Here is a 14,386-nt window from a genome sequence, read left to right on the forward strand (position 1 = left end):
GACAGGATCCTACCATGAGCTCTTCCCGTCGTGATTTTCTGAAGAAGTTCGGAGCCGGCGCCGCACTCACGCTCTACTCGCGTGATCTGTTCGGCCAGGTGCTCGCGGACTCGCCTCAGGGCCGTCCGCTCGAGACGCGTTTCAAAGGGCTGGCCGACATCGTGCTGGCCGAAGGCAAACTTGCCGGCTGCAGCTACACCGACGTGCGCTTCACCATGACGTCGACGCTGCCCGGCGCCACCGTGAACCTCCGGCCCGGCGGTGGCCCGGCTGGTCCCGGTGGCGGTGGATTCGGCGGAGGGCGTGGCGGCGGTGGTGGTGGCCGCGGCGGAGCCGGTGGTCGCCGGGTTCAGGGCATTCCCTCCGACGCAGACCGTCAGCCCGGTGGATTCGGCGTGCGCGTGATCCACAGTGGAGTGTGGGGGTTCGCTTCGAGCCCCATTCTCACCGAAGACGAACTGCGTCGGGTCACCCGCGTGGCCGTGGAAGTCGCGAAGGCCAGTGCGATCGCGAAGAAGGCCGACATGAAACTCGCGCCGGTGAAGCCGTACCAGGAGCACTACATCACGCCGATGCTCAAACACCCCACGTCGGTGTCGCAGACCGACAAGCAGGCGTGGGCGCAGGCCATTGCCGACAAGGCCGCCGCCGTGAAGGGCGTCACCGCCGTGAACGTGGCCTGCAACCACGGATACGAATGGCGCTATTTCGCGAGCAGTGAAGGCTCGTACATCGAACAGGAACTGTTCACCACCACGCCCACATTCTCCGTGACGGCGCGGGTCGGCGATGTCACGCGCACACGCAATTATTCGGGGGTGGCCGGCACGGGTGGCTGGGAGTTCGCCGAGAACTGCGACTTCCTCGATCAGGCCGAGAAGGTCGCCACCGATGCCGTGGAGATGTGCACCGCGAAGCCACTCGGCTCGAGTGGCCTCAAGGATCTCATCCTCTCGCCATCGCACGCGATGCTCACCATTCACGAGATCGTCGCGCACGCCACGGAAGTGGATCGCATCGTGGGCTACGAAGCCAACTATGCCGGCACGAGCTTCGTGAAGCTCTCCGACGTGGGCAAACTCAAGTACGGCTCGAAGCTGTTCAACGTCACCTGTGACAAGACCAGCACCGGTCTTGGCACGGTGGGCTTCGACGACGATGGCGTGAAGACGCAGAAGTGGCCCCTCATTCGCGATGGTATGCTCGTGGGTCTGCAGACCAACCGCGAGACGGCGCACTTCGTGGGTGAGAAGGAAAGCCGGGGGTGCACGTTCGGCAGCACCTGGCGCGACTATCCGTTCCTCCGCATGCCCAACGTGCACGTGGAACCCGGTCCGGCCAATGCCCCCACACGCGATCAGCTCATCGCCGATGTGAAGGATGGGGTGATGATCGACGGACGGGGCAGTTACTCCATCGACCAGCAGCGATACAACGGACAGTTCGGCGGCCACATCTTCTGGGAGATCAAGAACGGCAAGATCACCCGGCAGGTCACCGACGTGACGTACAACGCCATCACCACCGACTTCTGGGCCAATCTCGACGGCATCACCGGTCCGAAGGAATGGCAGATGCACGGCACCGGTGGCGACGCCAAGGGACAACCCACGCAGACGAACAGCATCTCGCATGGCTCACCCTGGATGCTGATCCGCAAGATCAACGTCGGCGCCGCCTTCGATTGAGAACCTGAAACAGTCTGGTGGTATCAAACGGAGGGGGCGCGAATGTCTTCGCGCCCCCTCCGTCTATTGTTCTCCCCCCTGACCAGCTCCTTCCTGCATCCTCTTGGTACAGAAGCGGAGCGGCGCCAAAGCGCCGCTCCGCCATCCTTGTCTCACGTCATCGCATAGACCACGATGTTCACCCCGAACCGCGTGTTGTCACGCCGTCGGAAACGTTTGTTCTTCCAGTCGTAGTCCCATTCGCAGCCGTAGTCCTTGTTGGAGTAGAGCACGCCCAGTCGCCCCCGGCGCTCCACACCGCGCAGGTAATCGTGCACGACATTGTCGCCCCAGCCGTTCAGCTCGTGCGACGTGCGCGGCGGCCCCTCGGGAAACTGGAAGAAGCTCGAATACAGCGGATGCGTGCGTCCGATCTTCGGCATCGGATTGGGGCCGAACGCCTTCACCATCTCGGCTTCGAACGTCTTCGCGTAGAGACCGTTCACGTCGTGGTTGCAATCGTCGCTGAACAGCAGCCCGCCGTTCTCCACGTAACGCACCAACCCCTTTCGCTCGGCGTCACTGAAGCGCACGAGCTTGTGTCCGGTCATGAACAGAAAGGGAAACGCCGTGAGTTCCGCCGAGTCGGCGGTGATGACGACCTCCTGCTGATCGACCGGGATGTCCGTATACTGCACCACGGCGTCGAGCAGATTGGCACAGACCTTGGGGTTGTAGTCCCAGTCGCCGGAATCGTAGCGCAGGCGCGCGAACGTGAACTCGAATCGGCGCGTCGGCAGTACACGCGCGGCCGCCGCGAACCTGTCGGCCGTCGCTTCGGCGGCCACCATTGAAGGCACAAGCGACCCGAGGCCGGTTCCCAACGCCGCGGCGCCCGTGAGCGATCCCAGGCGCGCGAGAAACCCGCGCCGAGTGCAGTCGGTCGACATCCGTGAAAGATACCCTCGATGATCCCCGGTGTCCGCGCCCGCTCAACTACTACGCATATAGTTGACATCCGGAACGAGCGTCCCTATTCTACTATGCAGTTAGTAGAACCCCGCCTCTCCTCCTCCTTCGCCGCACCCCCATGGACGATCTCTCGCTTGGCAGCCGCGAGCTCAATGTCATGACCCTGCTGTGGAAACACGGCAGCGGCACCGCCGCCGAGATTCGCGACCGACTCGAAGCCGACCTCGCGTACACCACGGTGCTGACCATTCTGCGGAATCTCGAAGCCAAAGGGTTGCTGCGTCACGAACCGGAAGGCCGCGCACACCGTTACTACCCGCGCATCGAACAACGCGCCGCGCAACGGTCCGCGTTGCAGCGCGTACTCGGCAGTTTCTTCGGCGGTTCCGCGGAGAGCCTGCTCGCCCGGCTGGTCGACGATCAGCATGTCGATGCGGCCGAATTGCAGGCCATCGCACGGCGCATCACGGAGGGCGCGACGGAATCCGCCGCGGATACGTCATCCGGCCCCGCGCGCCCGGCCGCGGGCAAGCGGCGGCGGTCGTCATGATTGCCCTCTGGATGCTGAGTAGTATCGCCTGGGGCGCCCTGGTGTTCATCGCCGCGGCAGCATTGGACGCCGCGTTGCAGCTCGATGCACGGCAAACACGTGGCATCTGGGTGATGGCGGCCTGCACGACCGTCCTATGGCCTCTGCTCGCCCCATGGCTCCTGACACCGGAAACCACGGTCAGTGTCACGCAGGCCATGCGTGCGGTGACCGCAGGAACCGGCGCGCTGCCGGCGGACGTGCCATCGTTCATCAGCTGGCGTTCGCGACTCGGCCGCCTGGATACACCGCTGCTGATCGCGTGGACGGTGGGCACGCTGTGGCTGACCATCCGCTGGGTCCTGCTCGCCCGGGCGCTGCGGCAACACATGCGGGACGCACAACCACAACGCGTCGACGGGCAATCGGCCCTGGTGACGAACGATATCGGCCCCGCGGTGATCGGCGTGTGGCGTCCGCGCATGGTGCTGCCGTCATGGTTCTTCGAACTCGATCGTGAGCTCCGCGCCCTGATCCTCTCCCACGAGTCCGAGCATGTGCGTGCCCGTGATCAGATGGTGCTCACCGCGGCGCGGGTTTTCACGACCATCATGCCATGGAATCCGCTGGTGTGGGTGCTGGCGCGCCGCACGCGACTTTCCACCGAAGTGGACTGCGATCGACGCGTTCTCCGCGGGGGAGTCACGCCCGTTCAATACGCGCAACTGCTGATGTTCGTCGCTCACCGCCAACACAACCACCCCCTGTTCACCACGTCACCGGCCGCTGCGACACTCGGTTCACACATGGCCGGTTCGCCCACCACGCTCCGCAGGAGAATCACGGCCATGCATCTGCCTGTTCTTTCAGGTCGCGCCCGCAACGTTCGGTACATCGTTCTCGGCACAACGGCGATCGCCGCTCTCGCGTTCGGGGCATCACCGAGGCTGGCCCGGGCGCTGGCAAGTGTGCGGGAGGCGCAGGTCCTGTCGCCGGCCGCGTCCGCGGCGCAACCGCCAGCCAGACCCATGGTCGAATTCCGGATCGACAGCCAGGCGACACTCATTGCCGGCACCGCCACGCCACGCTATCCGGATGCGCTGCTCGCAACACGCACGAACGGCTCCGGCCAGGCCCAATTCGTCGTGGATTCGTCCGGATTGGTGATTCGCGAAACCCTGAAGATCGTCGGCGCCAGCCATCCCGCCATTGGCGAAAGTATCGCACGAGCGGCCGCATCTGCGCGCTTCAAGCCCGCCCATGTCGGGGGAAGGGCCGTCAAGCAACTCGTCCGCCTGGTGTATCACTTCGATGTGCCCGGCATGACCGCGGCGCCGGTCCATATCTCGTCCGAGGACATCCGGACCTTTGAGATCACGGTGACGGCGCCGCGCTGAACGGGCCGCGCGGAACGCGCCCCGCACGCCACGTTATCCGACGACTGGTGGGTTCGACAATGCCCGTTCTATCGGCCCCACCAGTTCGTCGGGCGTCACGGTCGGCGCGAATCGTTCGATCACGTTGCCATCACGTCCGATGAGGAACTTGGTGAAGTTCCACTTTATTGCCGTCGTTCCCAGAATGCCCGGCTCCTCCCGTTTCGCCCATTGCCACAGCGGATCGCCTCCGTCGCCATTCACTTCGAGCTTGGCCGACAGCGGGAAAGTCACGTCGTAGGTCCGTGAGCAGAACGCCGCGATCTCCGTTTCGTCGCCGGGCTCCTGCCCGCCGAACTGATCGCAGGGGCATCCGATGATCACCAGCCCGCGGTCCCGGTAGCGCCGCCACAGCTGCTCGAGACCGGCATACTGCGGTGTGAAACCGCACTGGCTGGCCACATTGACCAGCAGCACCACCTGGCCATCGAATTGTGCCAGCGGCCAGGGTTGGCCATCGATCCCGGTCAGGGAAAAATCATGAAGGGTCGGCATACCCTGAAGTTATTCGCAAACATCCGCCCGGTCATGATCCCGCAACGCCCCGGGAAGCGCCGCGATCCATCGGCGATCGCACCATGACGGATCCCCACGGCGGAGCCGATACTCAGGAGGTATCTTTTGGTGACCTCCCACCCTGCCTGCATGCTCCGACGAATCCGCGTGGCTCTCGGACGGCTTCTCGCCGTGGCACTCGGACTCCTGTGCCTTCCGCTGGCATGCCGCGAACGACCGGTGCCGCTGATCGGATCCGCGCTGGGGAGCACGTTCAATTCGGCCGTCAGGCTCGCATTGGAAGACGCGACGCAAGGGAACGGGGCGGTCCTGGTGGACACGCTCCTGCTGGCGGAGTCGAGCTCGATCGCCGCATCGGCCATCGAACTGGCGAGTACGCTGCTCGGTCATCCCAACATCGTCGCGGTCATCGGTCACACCAACAGCAGCGCGAGTCTGGCGGCGGCCCAGCTCTACAACGATGCGAAGGTGGTGGAACTGGCGCCGACGTCCACCGCACAACTCTATTCGTCGGCCGGCCCCTTCTCTTTCCGCATGGTGCCGCCCGACCAGCGACAGGGACGCGTGCTCGCGCAAGCCGTGGCACAGGAACGGCCAACGGGCGCGCGCGTCGCCGTGTTGTATGTCAACGACGACTACGGTCGCAGTCTCCGCTCCGTGGTATCGGCGGCGCTCGATTCGCTCCAGCTCCCGATCGTCGCCGAATTGCCGCATCTCGACAGTCCCGGGAGAGCCCGCACCGTACTCGGCGATATCGCCTCGGTCATCCAGGCCCGCCCCAATGCCATCGTGTGGCTCGGACGCCCCACCACGCTGCGCGCGGTACTGCCGGCCATCAGGTCGGCGCTCGGCCCCATTCCGGTGTTGGCGAGCGATGCCACCACCTCGTGGACATTCGGAGGGAACGTCGACGGCGCGCTCACCGACGTGCGTTACGTCGATTTTGTCGACCTCGACGCGACCCCGGAAGGCCGCGACTTCCGCGAACGGTACCGCGCCAGATTCGGCGGGATACCCGGTGCCGGCGAGGCGCTCGCCTACGATGCCATGCGGGTACTGATCGAGGCCGTGCGCAGCGGCGCACGTACCGGAGACGAGGTGCGGCGTTTCCTCGATGATCTCGGTCGCGGAAGGCCCGCCTTTCAGGGCGTGACCGGACCGATCACGTTCTCGATTCAGGGCGACATGCGCCGGGATCCGATCCTGTTGCGCATCCCCGCCCCGGAATCCCTCGCCGTCGTCCCCCCGTGAACACCGGCATCGCAGATCGCGCGGTCACCGACGCGATGGAACGGGGTGATCGTGCACCGAAACCACGTGCTCCGCGCTCGCTGCGCGAGCGCCTCTTTCTCACCGGCGTGGTCATGGCCATCGGCACCGTGATCGCGCTCGCGGCGATGGCGGCCACCGGCGCCCGTGAACAGGCACGACTGCGCCGCACCACGGCGCACATCATCGAAGAACAGCGTATCGGTGATGCGGTGATTCGCGGGGTGATGCGGCAACTGGCCATCGCCGGCGATCCGACCAGTCGCGGTTCGCGGGCCCGCCTCGCGATCTTCGATTCGCTGGGCCGCGGTGTCTACGACGACCTGCGTCGATATCTCTTCCGCACGCTCTCCGCGGCGGAGCGGCTCCAGATCGAGTCCGTGAAGGAAGAGCATCAGCAGATGGAAGTGGCCGCCCGTCGTGTGATGGCCACCGGCGATCAGCAGACCGCCGCCGTTGCCGCCGGCAACAACGAGATGGTGTTGCATGCCTTTCAGTTGCTCGACGCGCTCCAGGGATTCGTCGACCTGCGGGAGCAGGCACTGACGGTGCTGGCGGACACGCAGGGCAGTACGCTGCGGCGTCTCATGATCGGCAGCATCGCCTTCATCGCGACGATGTTCCTGCTGCAACTGTTCCTCGCCATGCGCTTCGTGCGCAGTCGCGTGACGGAGCCCCTGCATCAATTCACCGAGGCCGTGGCCCGGGTGGGCGCCGGCAATCTCGATGTGCGCATGCCTCCCCCCGCCGATCGTGAATTTTCATCCACGTTCGCCGCGTTCAACGACATGTCGGCCAGTCTCGCGACCGCACGGGCCGATCTCGAAGCGCGCAATGCCGCGCTCTCGGTGGCATTGGCCCGGGTGCGCGAAACCCAGGATGAGCTTGTGCAAGCCGAGAAGCTCGGCGCCATCGGCCGTATGACCGCGGGACTGGCGCACGAACTCAACAATCCGCTGGCCACGGTGCTGGCCACCAGCGAGTTGCTCGCGGCGCGTCTCACGGAAAACGATCCGCCGGCCATGACGGAACTCTCCGTCGAATTCGTGGAGCCCATGCGCCGGGAGGCACAGCGCGCCCGCCTGCTGGTCCGGAGTCTGCTGCAATTCGCCCGACGCGCGGACAGTGAGATCACGGCGGTCTCTCTGCGTGACAGCATCGAAGTCATCCGCGATCTGCGGAAGTTCGCGTTTGCCAACCTGGGTATCACCCTGCGGGTCGATCCGGTACCCGAGGTGCTGGTGATGGCGGAACGGCAGCAATTGCAGGGGGTTCTGCTCAACGTGATCAACAATGCGCTCGATGCGCTGGCACCGCGTCGTCGCGGACTGGTGCACATCGCGACGCATGTCGATGCCGACCATGTCGATGTCGTCATCGAAGACGATGGCCCGGGCCTTCGCGATCCTTCGCGTGTCTTCGAAGCGTTCTACACCACCAAGGGCGTCGGCGAGGGAACGGGCCTCGGACTGGCATTGGCCGAACGGTTCATGACCGCGTTCGGTGGAACGATCACGGCGGAGAATCGCCCCGAAGGTGGTGCCCGCTTCACGCTCCGTTTCGTGCGATCCGAAGGACCGGCACCCACGGGTTCACCGGAAGACGAGGTGATGGTTCTGCCTGCCCGTCAGATTCCGATACCCACCACCACCCGTCAACGGATCCTCGTGGTGGATGATGAGCCATCCATTCAGCGGGCCCAGGCCCTGCTGTTGCAGCGCCTCGATCTCGACGTCGTCCTGTGTGACAATGTCGAATCCGCCCGCGCGGCGATCACGGACCAGGAATTCCACGCCGTTCTCTGCGACGTGAAAATGCCGGGTGAGAGCGGCATCGTGCTCTTCGAATGGATCCGCCGGGAAATGCCATCGATGGTACCACATTTTCTCTTCGTCACGGGCGACGTGGCTGCTGTCGAACTCGCCGAGCTCGTCGCGGAATTTCCCGATGCGTTCATCTCGAAGCCATTCGACGCGCGGGAATATCTGACCCGGGTGGAACGCGCGCTCAGGTGAGCGGAGACCGGAGGTGGGTACCGATGCGGAACAGTGCCGCATCCGGATCGGGCGTCCCATTGATTGCCGCACTCACCACCTGCGCCGCCACGACACTGAAGGTGATGCCGTTACCGCCGAACCCGGCCACCACCCAGGCGCGGGAATGTCCCGGCAGCCGATCGATCAAGGGCAACCCCGACGTCGACTCCCCGAACGCTCCACCCCAGGCGTGTGTGACCTGCACGGACCTGTCCGGCAGTATGGCGCCAACATCCCGGGCGAGCAGCCGCGCCTTGCGTGGCAGACGCCGCCGATCGGTATGGGCCGATCCCGATCGTTCGTCCCGACCGCCCGCCAGCAACCGTCCATCCGGCAGTGCCCGCAGATACAGATAGGGTGTCGCCGCTTCCCACACGATCGTGTGACGCAACCACGCCGGCACGGGCCTTGTGGGGCGTGCCGCGATGGCCCACGTGCTGAGAATGTGATGCGTGCTTCGGGGTACGATGGTCGGCACTTCATACCCACTGCAGAAGACCACGTGATTGGCGACCAGTACACGACCTTCCGAGGCCACCAGCATCACGCCGTCGCGCGCGCGCTGCACATCGACGATGTCGGCATCATGGAAGAGCCGAGCGCCGGCCCGGATGGATCGGCGAAGCAATCCGGCAGTGAGCCTGACCGGGTGCGCCACGGCCGCCCCGGCGCTGAGAATGGCTCCCGTGCGTTCGATGCCGTAGTGCTCCCGCAAGGTACGTCCATCCAGGTAGTGCGCGGAAAGCCCCGCACGCTGCCGGCTCTCCACCTCGTACTGCAATGCCCGTCGGCCATAACGCGAACCCGCGAGATAGAGGCTCTCGCACGACGTGAACTGACAGCGCAGATGGTCGGCCCTGACGATATCGCCCAGATCCGCCACCGCCCGCGCCGATCGTTGCCACGCCCGCTTCGCCCGTGACCAGCCGATCTGTCGTGCGAGCCGATACAGCGGCACGTCGAGTTCGTATTGCAGCAATGCCGTGGAGGCGAGCGTACTGCCCGCGACGGGCCGTCGTCGATCGACGATGACGACGTCACGCCCGGACAGCCGAAGAGCGCGGGCGACCAGTGCACCACTGATCCCCGCGCCCACCACGACCACATCGGCCACCACGGTGGATGGCAGCGGCCGACTCGGCACCGTTGTGCCGGAATCACCGGCCCATACGGTCTCACCCCGTCGCAATCGTCGACGGGGCGACCATGTCATCGCATGCCGGTGTTGGACGGTGGCACGGCATCCGCCCGCTCGTCCCGGGCCAGTTGTTCACGATACCGGGCGAGTTCCTGTTCCACCTTGTCCTTGGACTCACCGTACCGCTGCTGGATCAGCCCCGAGAGCTGCTCCCACTTGCCTTCGAGCTGGTCGAGCTCGTCGTCCGTGAGTTTGCCCCACTGTTCCTTCAGCTTGCCTTTGACCTGGGTCCAGGCGCCCTTTACGCGATCGGTATTCATGAAGAACTCCGAGGTGTCGAGAATGAAAGTCGCAGCGCGACTTCAGGGCCGCAGCTCATATAGCCGAGGCTCTCGAAGGATCGTTCCCGCCACGGTTCGACACAGTTGCCCGCCCGACGCATCTTTCTCCCCTCCCTTCCGCCGAAGCCCGCCTCTCTCTTTTGGCCGATGCCGGCCGCCGAAAACGTTCCGAACCCAGTCTGCGATCTACCCCTTTTGGATAATGCCGGTGGCCCGGATCACTGATGACCTTACGCCACGTTCCTCGTGGATCAGCCCGTGCGGTCATGATGCCGACAGTCAGGAAGGTGATGACCGTGACATTGGCAGTTCTCCTCGTTCGTGTTCGCGCCCGTGCCTTCAGTTCGCCGATACGCCCGCTCGTTTGTGGTGCGCTGCTCCGCGCACCAGGCCTACGCACACTGGCGCGACCATGTCACTCTGGCCGCCGATTTCCCCCATGGCGTTCACGCCATGACGCACGGTGCGCGCACACGATGGCGGGCCACCTGGAATGACCAGACCTGCATGTGGGAAACCGTCTGCACGGCCGACGTGCCCGGCCGCTTGCTGACCTGGACCACCGCCACATCGGAATGTGCGCGCCATAGCTGGGATTTCTGGTTCGCCGAGCGGGCCGACGGTTGGGGTACGGATATCCAGCTGGTGGTCGTGCTGGAATCGGCGGACGCGGACGACGATGCTCCGTCCGTATTTTCCGATCCGCTGCTCGATCCCGATCCGGATCAGACGCTCGATCAGTTGATCCTTCTCTGGCAGGCTCGGCTCGCGCACGCGTCCTGACTTCCTTCCCGTTCTGCGATCATGGCCGTTCCGCCCCGCGGCGCTCAGAAATCTTTCAGCAACCCGTTCGACCGGCTCACCACGCGCTCTCTGACCTGGGGCGCGATCGTCGCGGCCGCCGTGCTGGCGGTCAATGTGCCGCTGACCTATCGCAACACCCGGCAAATCGAGGAGAACGCCGCATGGCTCGCCCACAGCCATGAGGTCGTCAACGAACTGGCCAGTCTGCTCATCCTCGTGAAAGATGCGGAAACGGGGGTTCGGGGTTTCATGATCACCGGGGATGCACAGGATACCGTGCCCATCGCCGAGGTGCGCAAAGCGATCGGCCAGCGGGTATCGGCCCTCGACACGCTCCTGGTCGACAATACGCAGCAGGCGGAGCGTCTGGCGCGGATCGACGAGGTCGCATTGCTGCGCATGGAAGCGCTGGAACAACTGCAGACGATTGCACGGGTGCATGGCCGGGACTCGGCACGGCAGGTGATGATCGATGCACGAACCAACCGGATCGGCGACTCCCTCCGTCGTCTCGTGGATGAGATGACCGAGTCGGAGCAGCACCTGCTCGCGACGCGCGCGGGACAGGCCGGTCGCACGTATCAGCAGGCGGCGCGCAGCGGCGTGTTTGCCGGCCTGGCGGCACTGGTGGCGTTCATGGGCTTCGTCATCGTGTTACGCCGTGAACTCGCGGCCCGTGCGCAGGCGGCCTCTCTGCTGGCGGAGGAGCGGGAGCGTCTCGATACCACGCTGCGCAGCATCGGGGATGCCGTCATCACCACCGACCCCGGCGGCCGCATCTCCGCCATGAATGCGATCGCCGAACAACTCACCGGTCTGCCGTCGATGGTCGCCGTGGGCAAGCCGCTCGAGGAGGTGTACCGCATTCCGTTCGACCCGTCGGTCAGTCACGAGGAACATCCGGTCCGGGCGGTGCTCGCGGGCCGGCGTTCCCGTTCCGAGTTGCACTCGCTCACTCTGCGCTCACACGACGGCACGGCGCGACCGATCGATCAGACGGCGGCCGCCATCGTCACGGCGTCCGGTCAACGACTGGGGGGCGTGCTCGTCTTTCGCGATGTTTCCGAACAACAGGCCGCCCAGCAGCGCATCCGGGCCGGTCAGCAACGCCTGCAACTCGCCCTCCGTTCGGCGCGACTGGTTTCATTCGACATCGCGTTCGACGGAGGCCTCCTCACACTGTCCGAGAACGTGGCGGACGTGCTGGCGCTGTCCCCCGGACACACGCTGCGTACGCTCGACGATGCCCTGGCCATCGTGCATGCCGACGACCTCCCCGAGGTGATCGCGGCACTCAAGAGCGTGGAGCAGCCGGGCGATTCCTTTCAGGTGTCCTGTCGAATCCACCGTGAAGCGCGCGGCGACATCGGCTGGGTCGAGGTGCGCGGCGAAGTCCAGCTCACCCGCGACGGAAAGCGGCTGATCACCGGTCTCGTGCTCGACGTGACGGAGCGGGTCGCCGCCGAGCGGTCGCTGCGTGAAAGTGAAGCGCGGTTCCGCAGTATGGCCGACAGCGCGCCCGTGATGATCTGGATGACCGCCAGCGACGGCCGCTTCACCTATCTCAATCAACGCTGGTATGAATTCACCGGAGATTCCGCCGACGACGCGACTGCACTGGAGGCGCCCTTCGCCCGCATCCATCCCGACGATCGGATGGAGCAGCTCCGGCAGTTCGTCGAGGCGCTGGATACCCACCGCACGTTCCGGCAGGAGATGCGCCTGCGTCGGCACGACGGCGCGTATCGCTGGGTGATCAATTCGGCCACGCCCCGTTTCGGAGAACATGGCGAATGGCGTGGATTCATCGGATCGATCATCGATATCGAGGACCGCAAGCTGCTGGAGAACGAACTGCGGATGTTGGCCGCCGACCTCTCGCAGGCCGATCAGCGCAAGGACGAATTCCTCGCCACTCTCGCACACGAACTGCGCAATCCATTGGCGCCGCTGCGCAACGGCGTGGAAATCCTCCGGCTCGCCACCCCCACGCCCGAAGTCCTGGAACGCACGCGCGGCATGATGGAGCGTCAACTGGGTCAGCTCGTGCGCCTGGTCGACGATCTGCTCGATGTCTCCCGCATCACCAGTGGCAAACTCGAGCTGCGCCATGACCTGCTCACGTTGCAGGTCAAGCTGACCAATGCCTCCGAAGCCAGCAATCCGCTGCTGGCCTCGCGGGCACAGCGTCTGCACATCTCCGCGCCCGATGAGCCGGTGATCGTGGAAGGGGACGCCGCGCGCCTCTCGCAGATCTTCGCCAACCTTCTCGACAACGCCTCGAAGTACAGTCCACGCGACAGCGATATTCACGCCACGATCACCACCACCGACACCACGGCGATCGTGACCATCCGGGATGAAGGACAGGGAATTCCGCCCCATTTGCTGCACAAGGTGTTCGATCTGTTCGCGCAGGTCGACCGTACCCTCGAACGCACCACCGGTGGACTGGGGATCGGCCTGACCCTGGTCAAACGTCTGGTGGAAATGCACGGAGGGACCATCACGGCCGAGAGTGCCGGCGAGGGTCAGGGCAGCACATTCACCGTGACCCTGCCTCTCGCACATGCGGCGGCGGGTTCTCCGCATCGCCGGACCCAGGGCGCGATACGTCCGCAGGGCGAGGGTCTCTCCATCATCATCTGTGACGACAATGTGGACGCCTCACTCACGCTGGAGACCATCCTGCGGGCGGGCGGGCATCAGGTCGAAACGGTGCACGACGGCCTGAAAGCCCTGGAGCGTGCCGGTACACAGCCCCCGGCGGTGATGATCATCGATCTCGGCATGCCCGGACTGAATGGCTTCGAGACAGCCGAACGGATTCGTCAGCTCCCCAATGGAGACCGCATCGTGCTCATTGCACTGACTGGCTGGGGCAACGACGACTACCGGCAGCGCGCCCGCGCCGCCGGTTTCGATCATCATCTCGTCAAGCCAGCCGATCCGACGGTACTGGGCGATCTGCTGGCGCGCATCAGTCGCCAGCGGCGGGCGTCAGAACACACTGCCAGATGAACCCGTCGGTCCCGCACGGCTGCCACCACCGCATACCCCATCCCAACTCCCGCACCTGCGCATCGGCATATCGCTGCCAGCGACTTCGGCGGGCACGAAGACGCGGTGATCGTCCATCGGCGAGGAAGCCGGCCTCCATCGTGATCGACAGTGTCAGCCCCTCGGGCCCGTTGGCCGGAGAGCGTTCCCGCTCGACACGGATCCCGAACACCACCGACCCATTCTCCCCCCGGATCTGCATATGGTGAAGCGCGGCCAAGCCGAGCATGGTGAGCGCCGCGATCTCCTGTTCCGAAAGATTCAGCGCCGATGCATGTTCCACTCCGGAGACATGACCGGTCGAGCCACGGGGCAGAATCGTCATGACGAGTCGTTGCAGCTGTTCCAGCCACCAGCCGGCAGGAGCTGAACGGTTCGCACCCATCTCTGAACGACCATCCCCGCCCCGAACGACCTCCAGCAGGCGCATGGCGGCGCGGATCTGCTCGGCAAGTGATTTCAGGACCATCTTCTGTTTTTCCGCGGCGGCGGAATCCCGTCCATCACCCAATTCCGCACGCAGGGCCAGCGCGCCGGCGATACTTCCCAGATCGTGCGTCACGGCCCTGACGATGTCCCGCTGCAACTGCGCAGTTTCCACGGTATCCAACGGCATCC

The 14,386-nt window shown here is 65.0% G+C and carries 12 protein-coding genes; 7 read left to right on the plus strand and 5 right to left on the minus strand.

Going from position 1 to position 14,386, the window contains the following annotated elements; all coding sequences use genetic code 11:
- Positions 1-14 precede the first annotated feature (14 nt).
- Positions 15-1,688 (plus strand): TldD/PmbA family protein, encoded by a 1,674-nt coding sequence (locus WG208_RS18085; RefSeq protein WP_337172796.1) that lies wholly within the window; start codon positions 15-17, stop codon positions 1,686-1,688.
- Between the two features lie 152 nt (positions 1,689-1,840).
- Here WG208_RS18085 and WG208_RS18090 read toward each other — a convergent pair whose 3' ends face one another.
- Positions 1,841-2,518 (minus strand): DUF4159 domain-containing protein, encoded by a 678-nt coding sequence (locus tag WG208_RS18090; protein WP_345787017.1) that lies wholly within the window; start codon positions 2,516-2,518, stop codon positions 1,841-1,843.
- Between the two features lie 239 nt (positions 2,519-2,757).
- Here WG208_RS18090 and WG208_RS18095 point away from each other — a divergent pair, with 239 nt between their 5' ends.
- Both WG208_RS18095 and WG208_RS18100 read left to right on the plus strand, forming a co-directional pair.
- Complete coding sequence (locus WG208_RS18095) at positions 2,758-3,189, plus strand: BlaI/MecI/CopY family transcriptional regulator (protein ID WP_337172798.1); 432 nt, start codon at positions 2,758-2,760, stop codon at positions 3,187-3,189.
- On the plus strand, positions 3,186-4,565 hold the full coding sequence (locus tag WG208_RS18100) for a M56 family metallopeptidase (protein ID WP_337172799.1): 1,380 nt from the start codon (positions 3,186-3,188) through the stop codon (positions 4,563-4,565). The genes WG208_RS18095 and WG208_RS18100 overlap by 4 nt, the downstream gene beginning before the upstream one ends.
- A 33-nt stretch (positions 4,566-4,598) precedes the next feature.
- Here WG208_RS18100 and WG208_RS18105 read toward each other — a convergent pair whose 3' ends face one another.
- Positions 4,599-5,099 carry a glutathione peroxidase gene (locus WG208_RS18105; protein WP_337172800.1) on the minus strand — a complete coding sequence of 167 codons (501 nt, stop codon included), beginning with the start codon at positions 5,097-5,099 and terminating at the stop codon, positions 4,599-4,601.
- A 150-nt stretch (positions 5,100-5,249) separates the two neighbouring features.
- Between WG208_RS18105 and WG208_RS18110 the strand changes: the two genes are divergently transcribed.
- On the plus strand, positions 5,250-6,371 hold the full coding sequence (locus WG208_RS18110) for an ABC transporter substrate-binding protein (protein WP_337172801.1): 1,122 nt from the start codon (positions 5,250-5,252) through the stop codon (positions 6,369-6,371).
- Positions 6,368-8,404: an ATP-binding protein gene (locus WG208_RS18115; RefSeq protein ID WP_337172802.1), complete on the plus strand. Its 2,037-nt coding sequence runs from the start codon at positions 6,368-6,370 to the stop codon at positions 8,402-8,404. Before WG208_RS18110 ends, WG208_RS18115 begins: the two co-directional genes overlap by 4 nt.
- Here the strand turns inward: WG208_RS18115 and WG208_RS18120 are convergent.
- Together WG208_RS18120 and WG208_RS18125 are read right to left on the minus strand one after the other, a co-directional pair.
- Positions 8,397-9,638, minus strand: coding sequence for an FAD-binding oxidoreductase (locus WG208_RS18120; RefSeq protein WP_337172803.1), 1,242 nt, complete (start codon positions 9,636-9,638; stop codon positions 8,397-8,399). The genes WG208_RS18115 and WG208_RS18120 overlap by 8 nt on opposite strands.
- The gene (locus tag WG208_RS18125; RefSeq protein ID WP_337172804.1) at positions 9,635-9,883 is read right to left on the minus strand and encodes a CsbD family protein; all 249 of its coding nucleotides are present in this window, start codon (positions 9,881-9,883) and stop codon (positions 9,635-9,637) included. Before WG208_RS18125 ends, WG208_RS18120 begins: the two co-directional genes overlap by 4 nt.
- A 342-nt stretch (positions 9,884-10,225) precedes the next feature.
- Here WG208_RS18125 and WG208_RS18130 point away from each other — a divergent pair, with 342 nt between their 5' ends.
- Entirely contained in the window at positions 10,226-10,687 is a 462-nt protein-coding gene (locus WG208_RS18130; RefSeq protein WP_337172805.1) for a hypothetical protein, read from the plus strand.
- Between the two features lie 21 nt (positions 10,688-10,708).
- Positions 10,709-13,729 (plus strand): PAS domain S-box protein, encoded by a 3,021-nt coding sequence (locus tag WG208_RS18135; RefSeq protein WP_337172806.1) that lies wholly within the window; start codon positions 10,709-10,711, stop codon positions 13,727-13,729.
- On the opposite strand, the gene WG208_RS18140 is transcribed toward WG208_RS18135, so the two are convergent.
- Complete coding sequence (locus tag WG208_RS18140; RefSeq protein WP_337172807.1) at positions 13,689-14,384, minus strand: hypothetical protein; 696 nt, start codon at positions 14,382-14,384, stop codon at positions 13,689-13,691. The two genes, WG208_RS18135 and WG208_RS18140, sit on opposite strands and share 41 nt — an antisense overlap.
- Positions 14,385-14,386 lie beyond the last annotated feature (2 nt).

It is taken from the genome of Gemmatimonas aurantiaca, assembly GCF_037190085.1.
Lineage (GTDB): Bacteria > Gemmatimonadota > Gemmatimonadetes > Gemmatimonadales > Gemmatimonadaceae > Gemmatimonas > Gemmatimonas aurantiaca_A.

Bases quoted from the DNA above. Each gene is read 5' to 3' on its own strand.
- WG208_RS18085 (WP_337172796.1), top strand. From the start codon at position 15: ATGAGCTCTTCCCGTCGTGATTTTCTGAAGAAGTTCGGAGCCGGCGCC.
- WG208_RS18090 (WP_345787017.1), bottom strand. From the start codon at position 2,518: ATGGTGGCCGCCGAAGCGACGGCCGACAGGTTCGCGGCGGCCGCGCGT.
- WG208_RS18095 (WP_337172798.1), top strand. From the start codon at position 2,758: ATGGACGATCTCTCGCTTGGCAGCCGCGAGCTCAATGTCATGACCCTG.
- WG208_RS18100 (WP_337172799.1), top strand. From the start codon at position 3,186: ATGATTGCCCTCTGGATGCTGAGTAGTATCGCCTGGGGCGCCCTGGTG.
- WG208_RS18105 (WP_337172800.1), bottom strand. From the start codon at position 5,099: ATGCCGACCCTTCATGATTTTTCCCTGACCGGGATCGATGGCCAACCC.
- WG208_RS18110 (WP_337172801.1), top strand. From the start codon at position 5,250: ATGCTCCGACGAATCCGCGTGGCTCTCGGACGGCTTCTCGCCGTGGCA.
- WG208_RS18120 (WP_337172803.1), bottom strand. From the start codon at position 9,638: ATGACATGGTCGCCCCGTCGACGATTGCGACGGGGTGAGACCGTATGG.
- WG208_RS18125 (WP_337172804.1), bottom strand. From the start codon at position 9,883: ATGAATACCGATCGCGTAAAGGGCGCCTGGACCCAGGTCAAAGGCAAG.
- WG208_RS18135 (WP_337172806.1), top strand. From the start codon at position 10,709: ATGGCCGTTCCGCCCCGCGGCGCTCAGAAATCTTTCAGCAACCCGTTC.
- WG208_RS18140 (WP_337172807.1), bottom strand. From the start codon at position 14,384: ATGCCGTTGGATACCGTGGAAACTGCGCAGTTGCAGCGGGACATCGTC.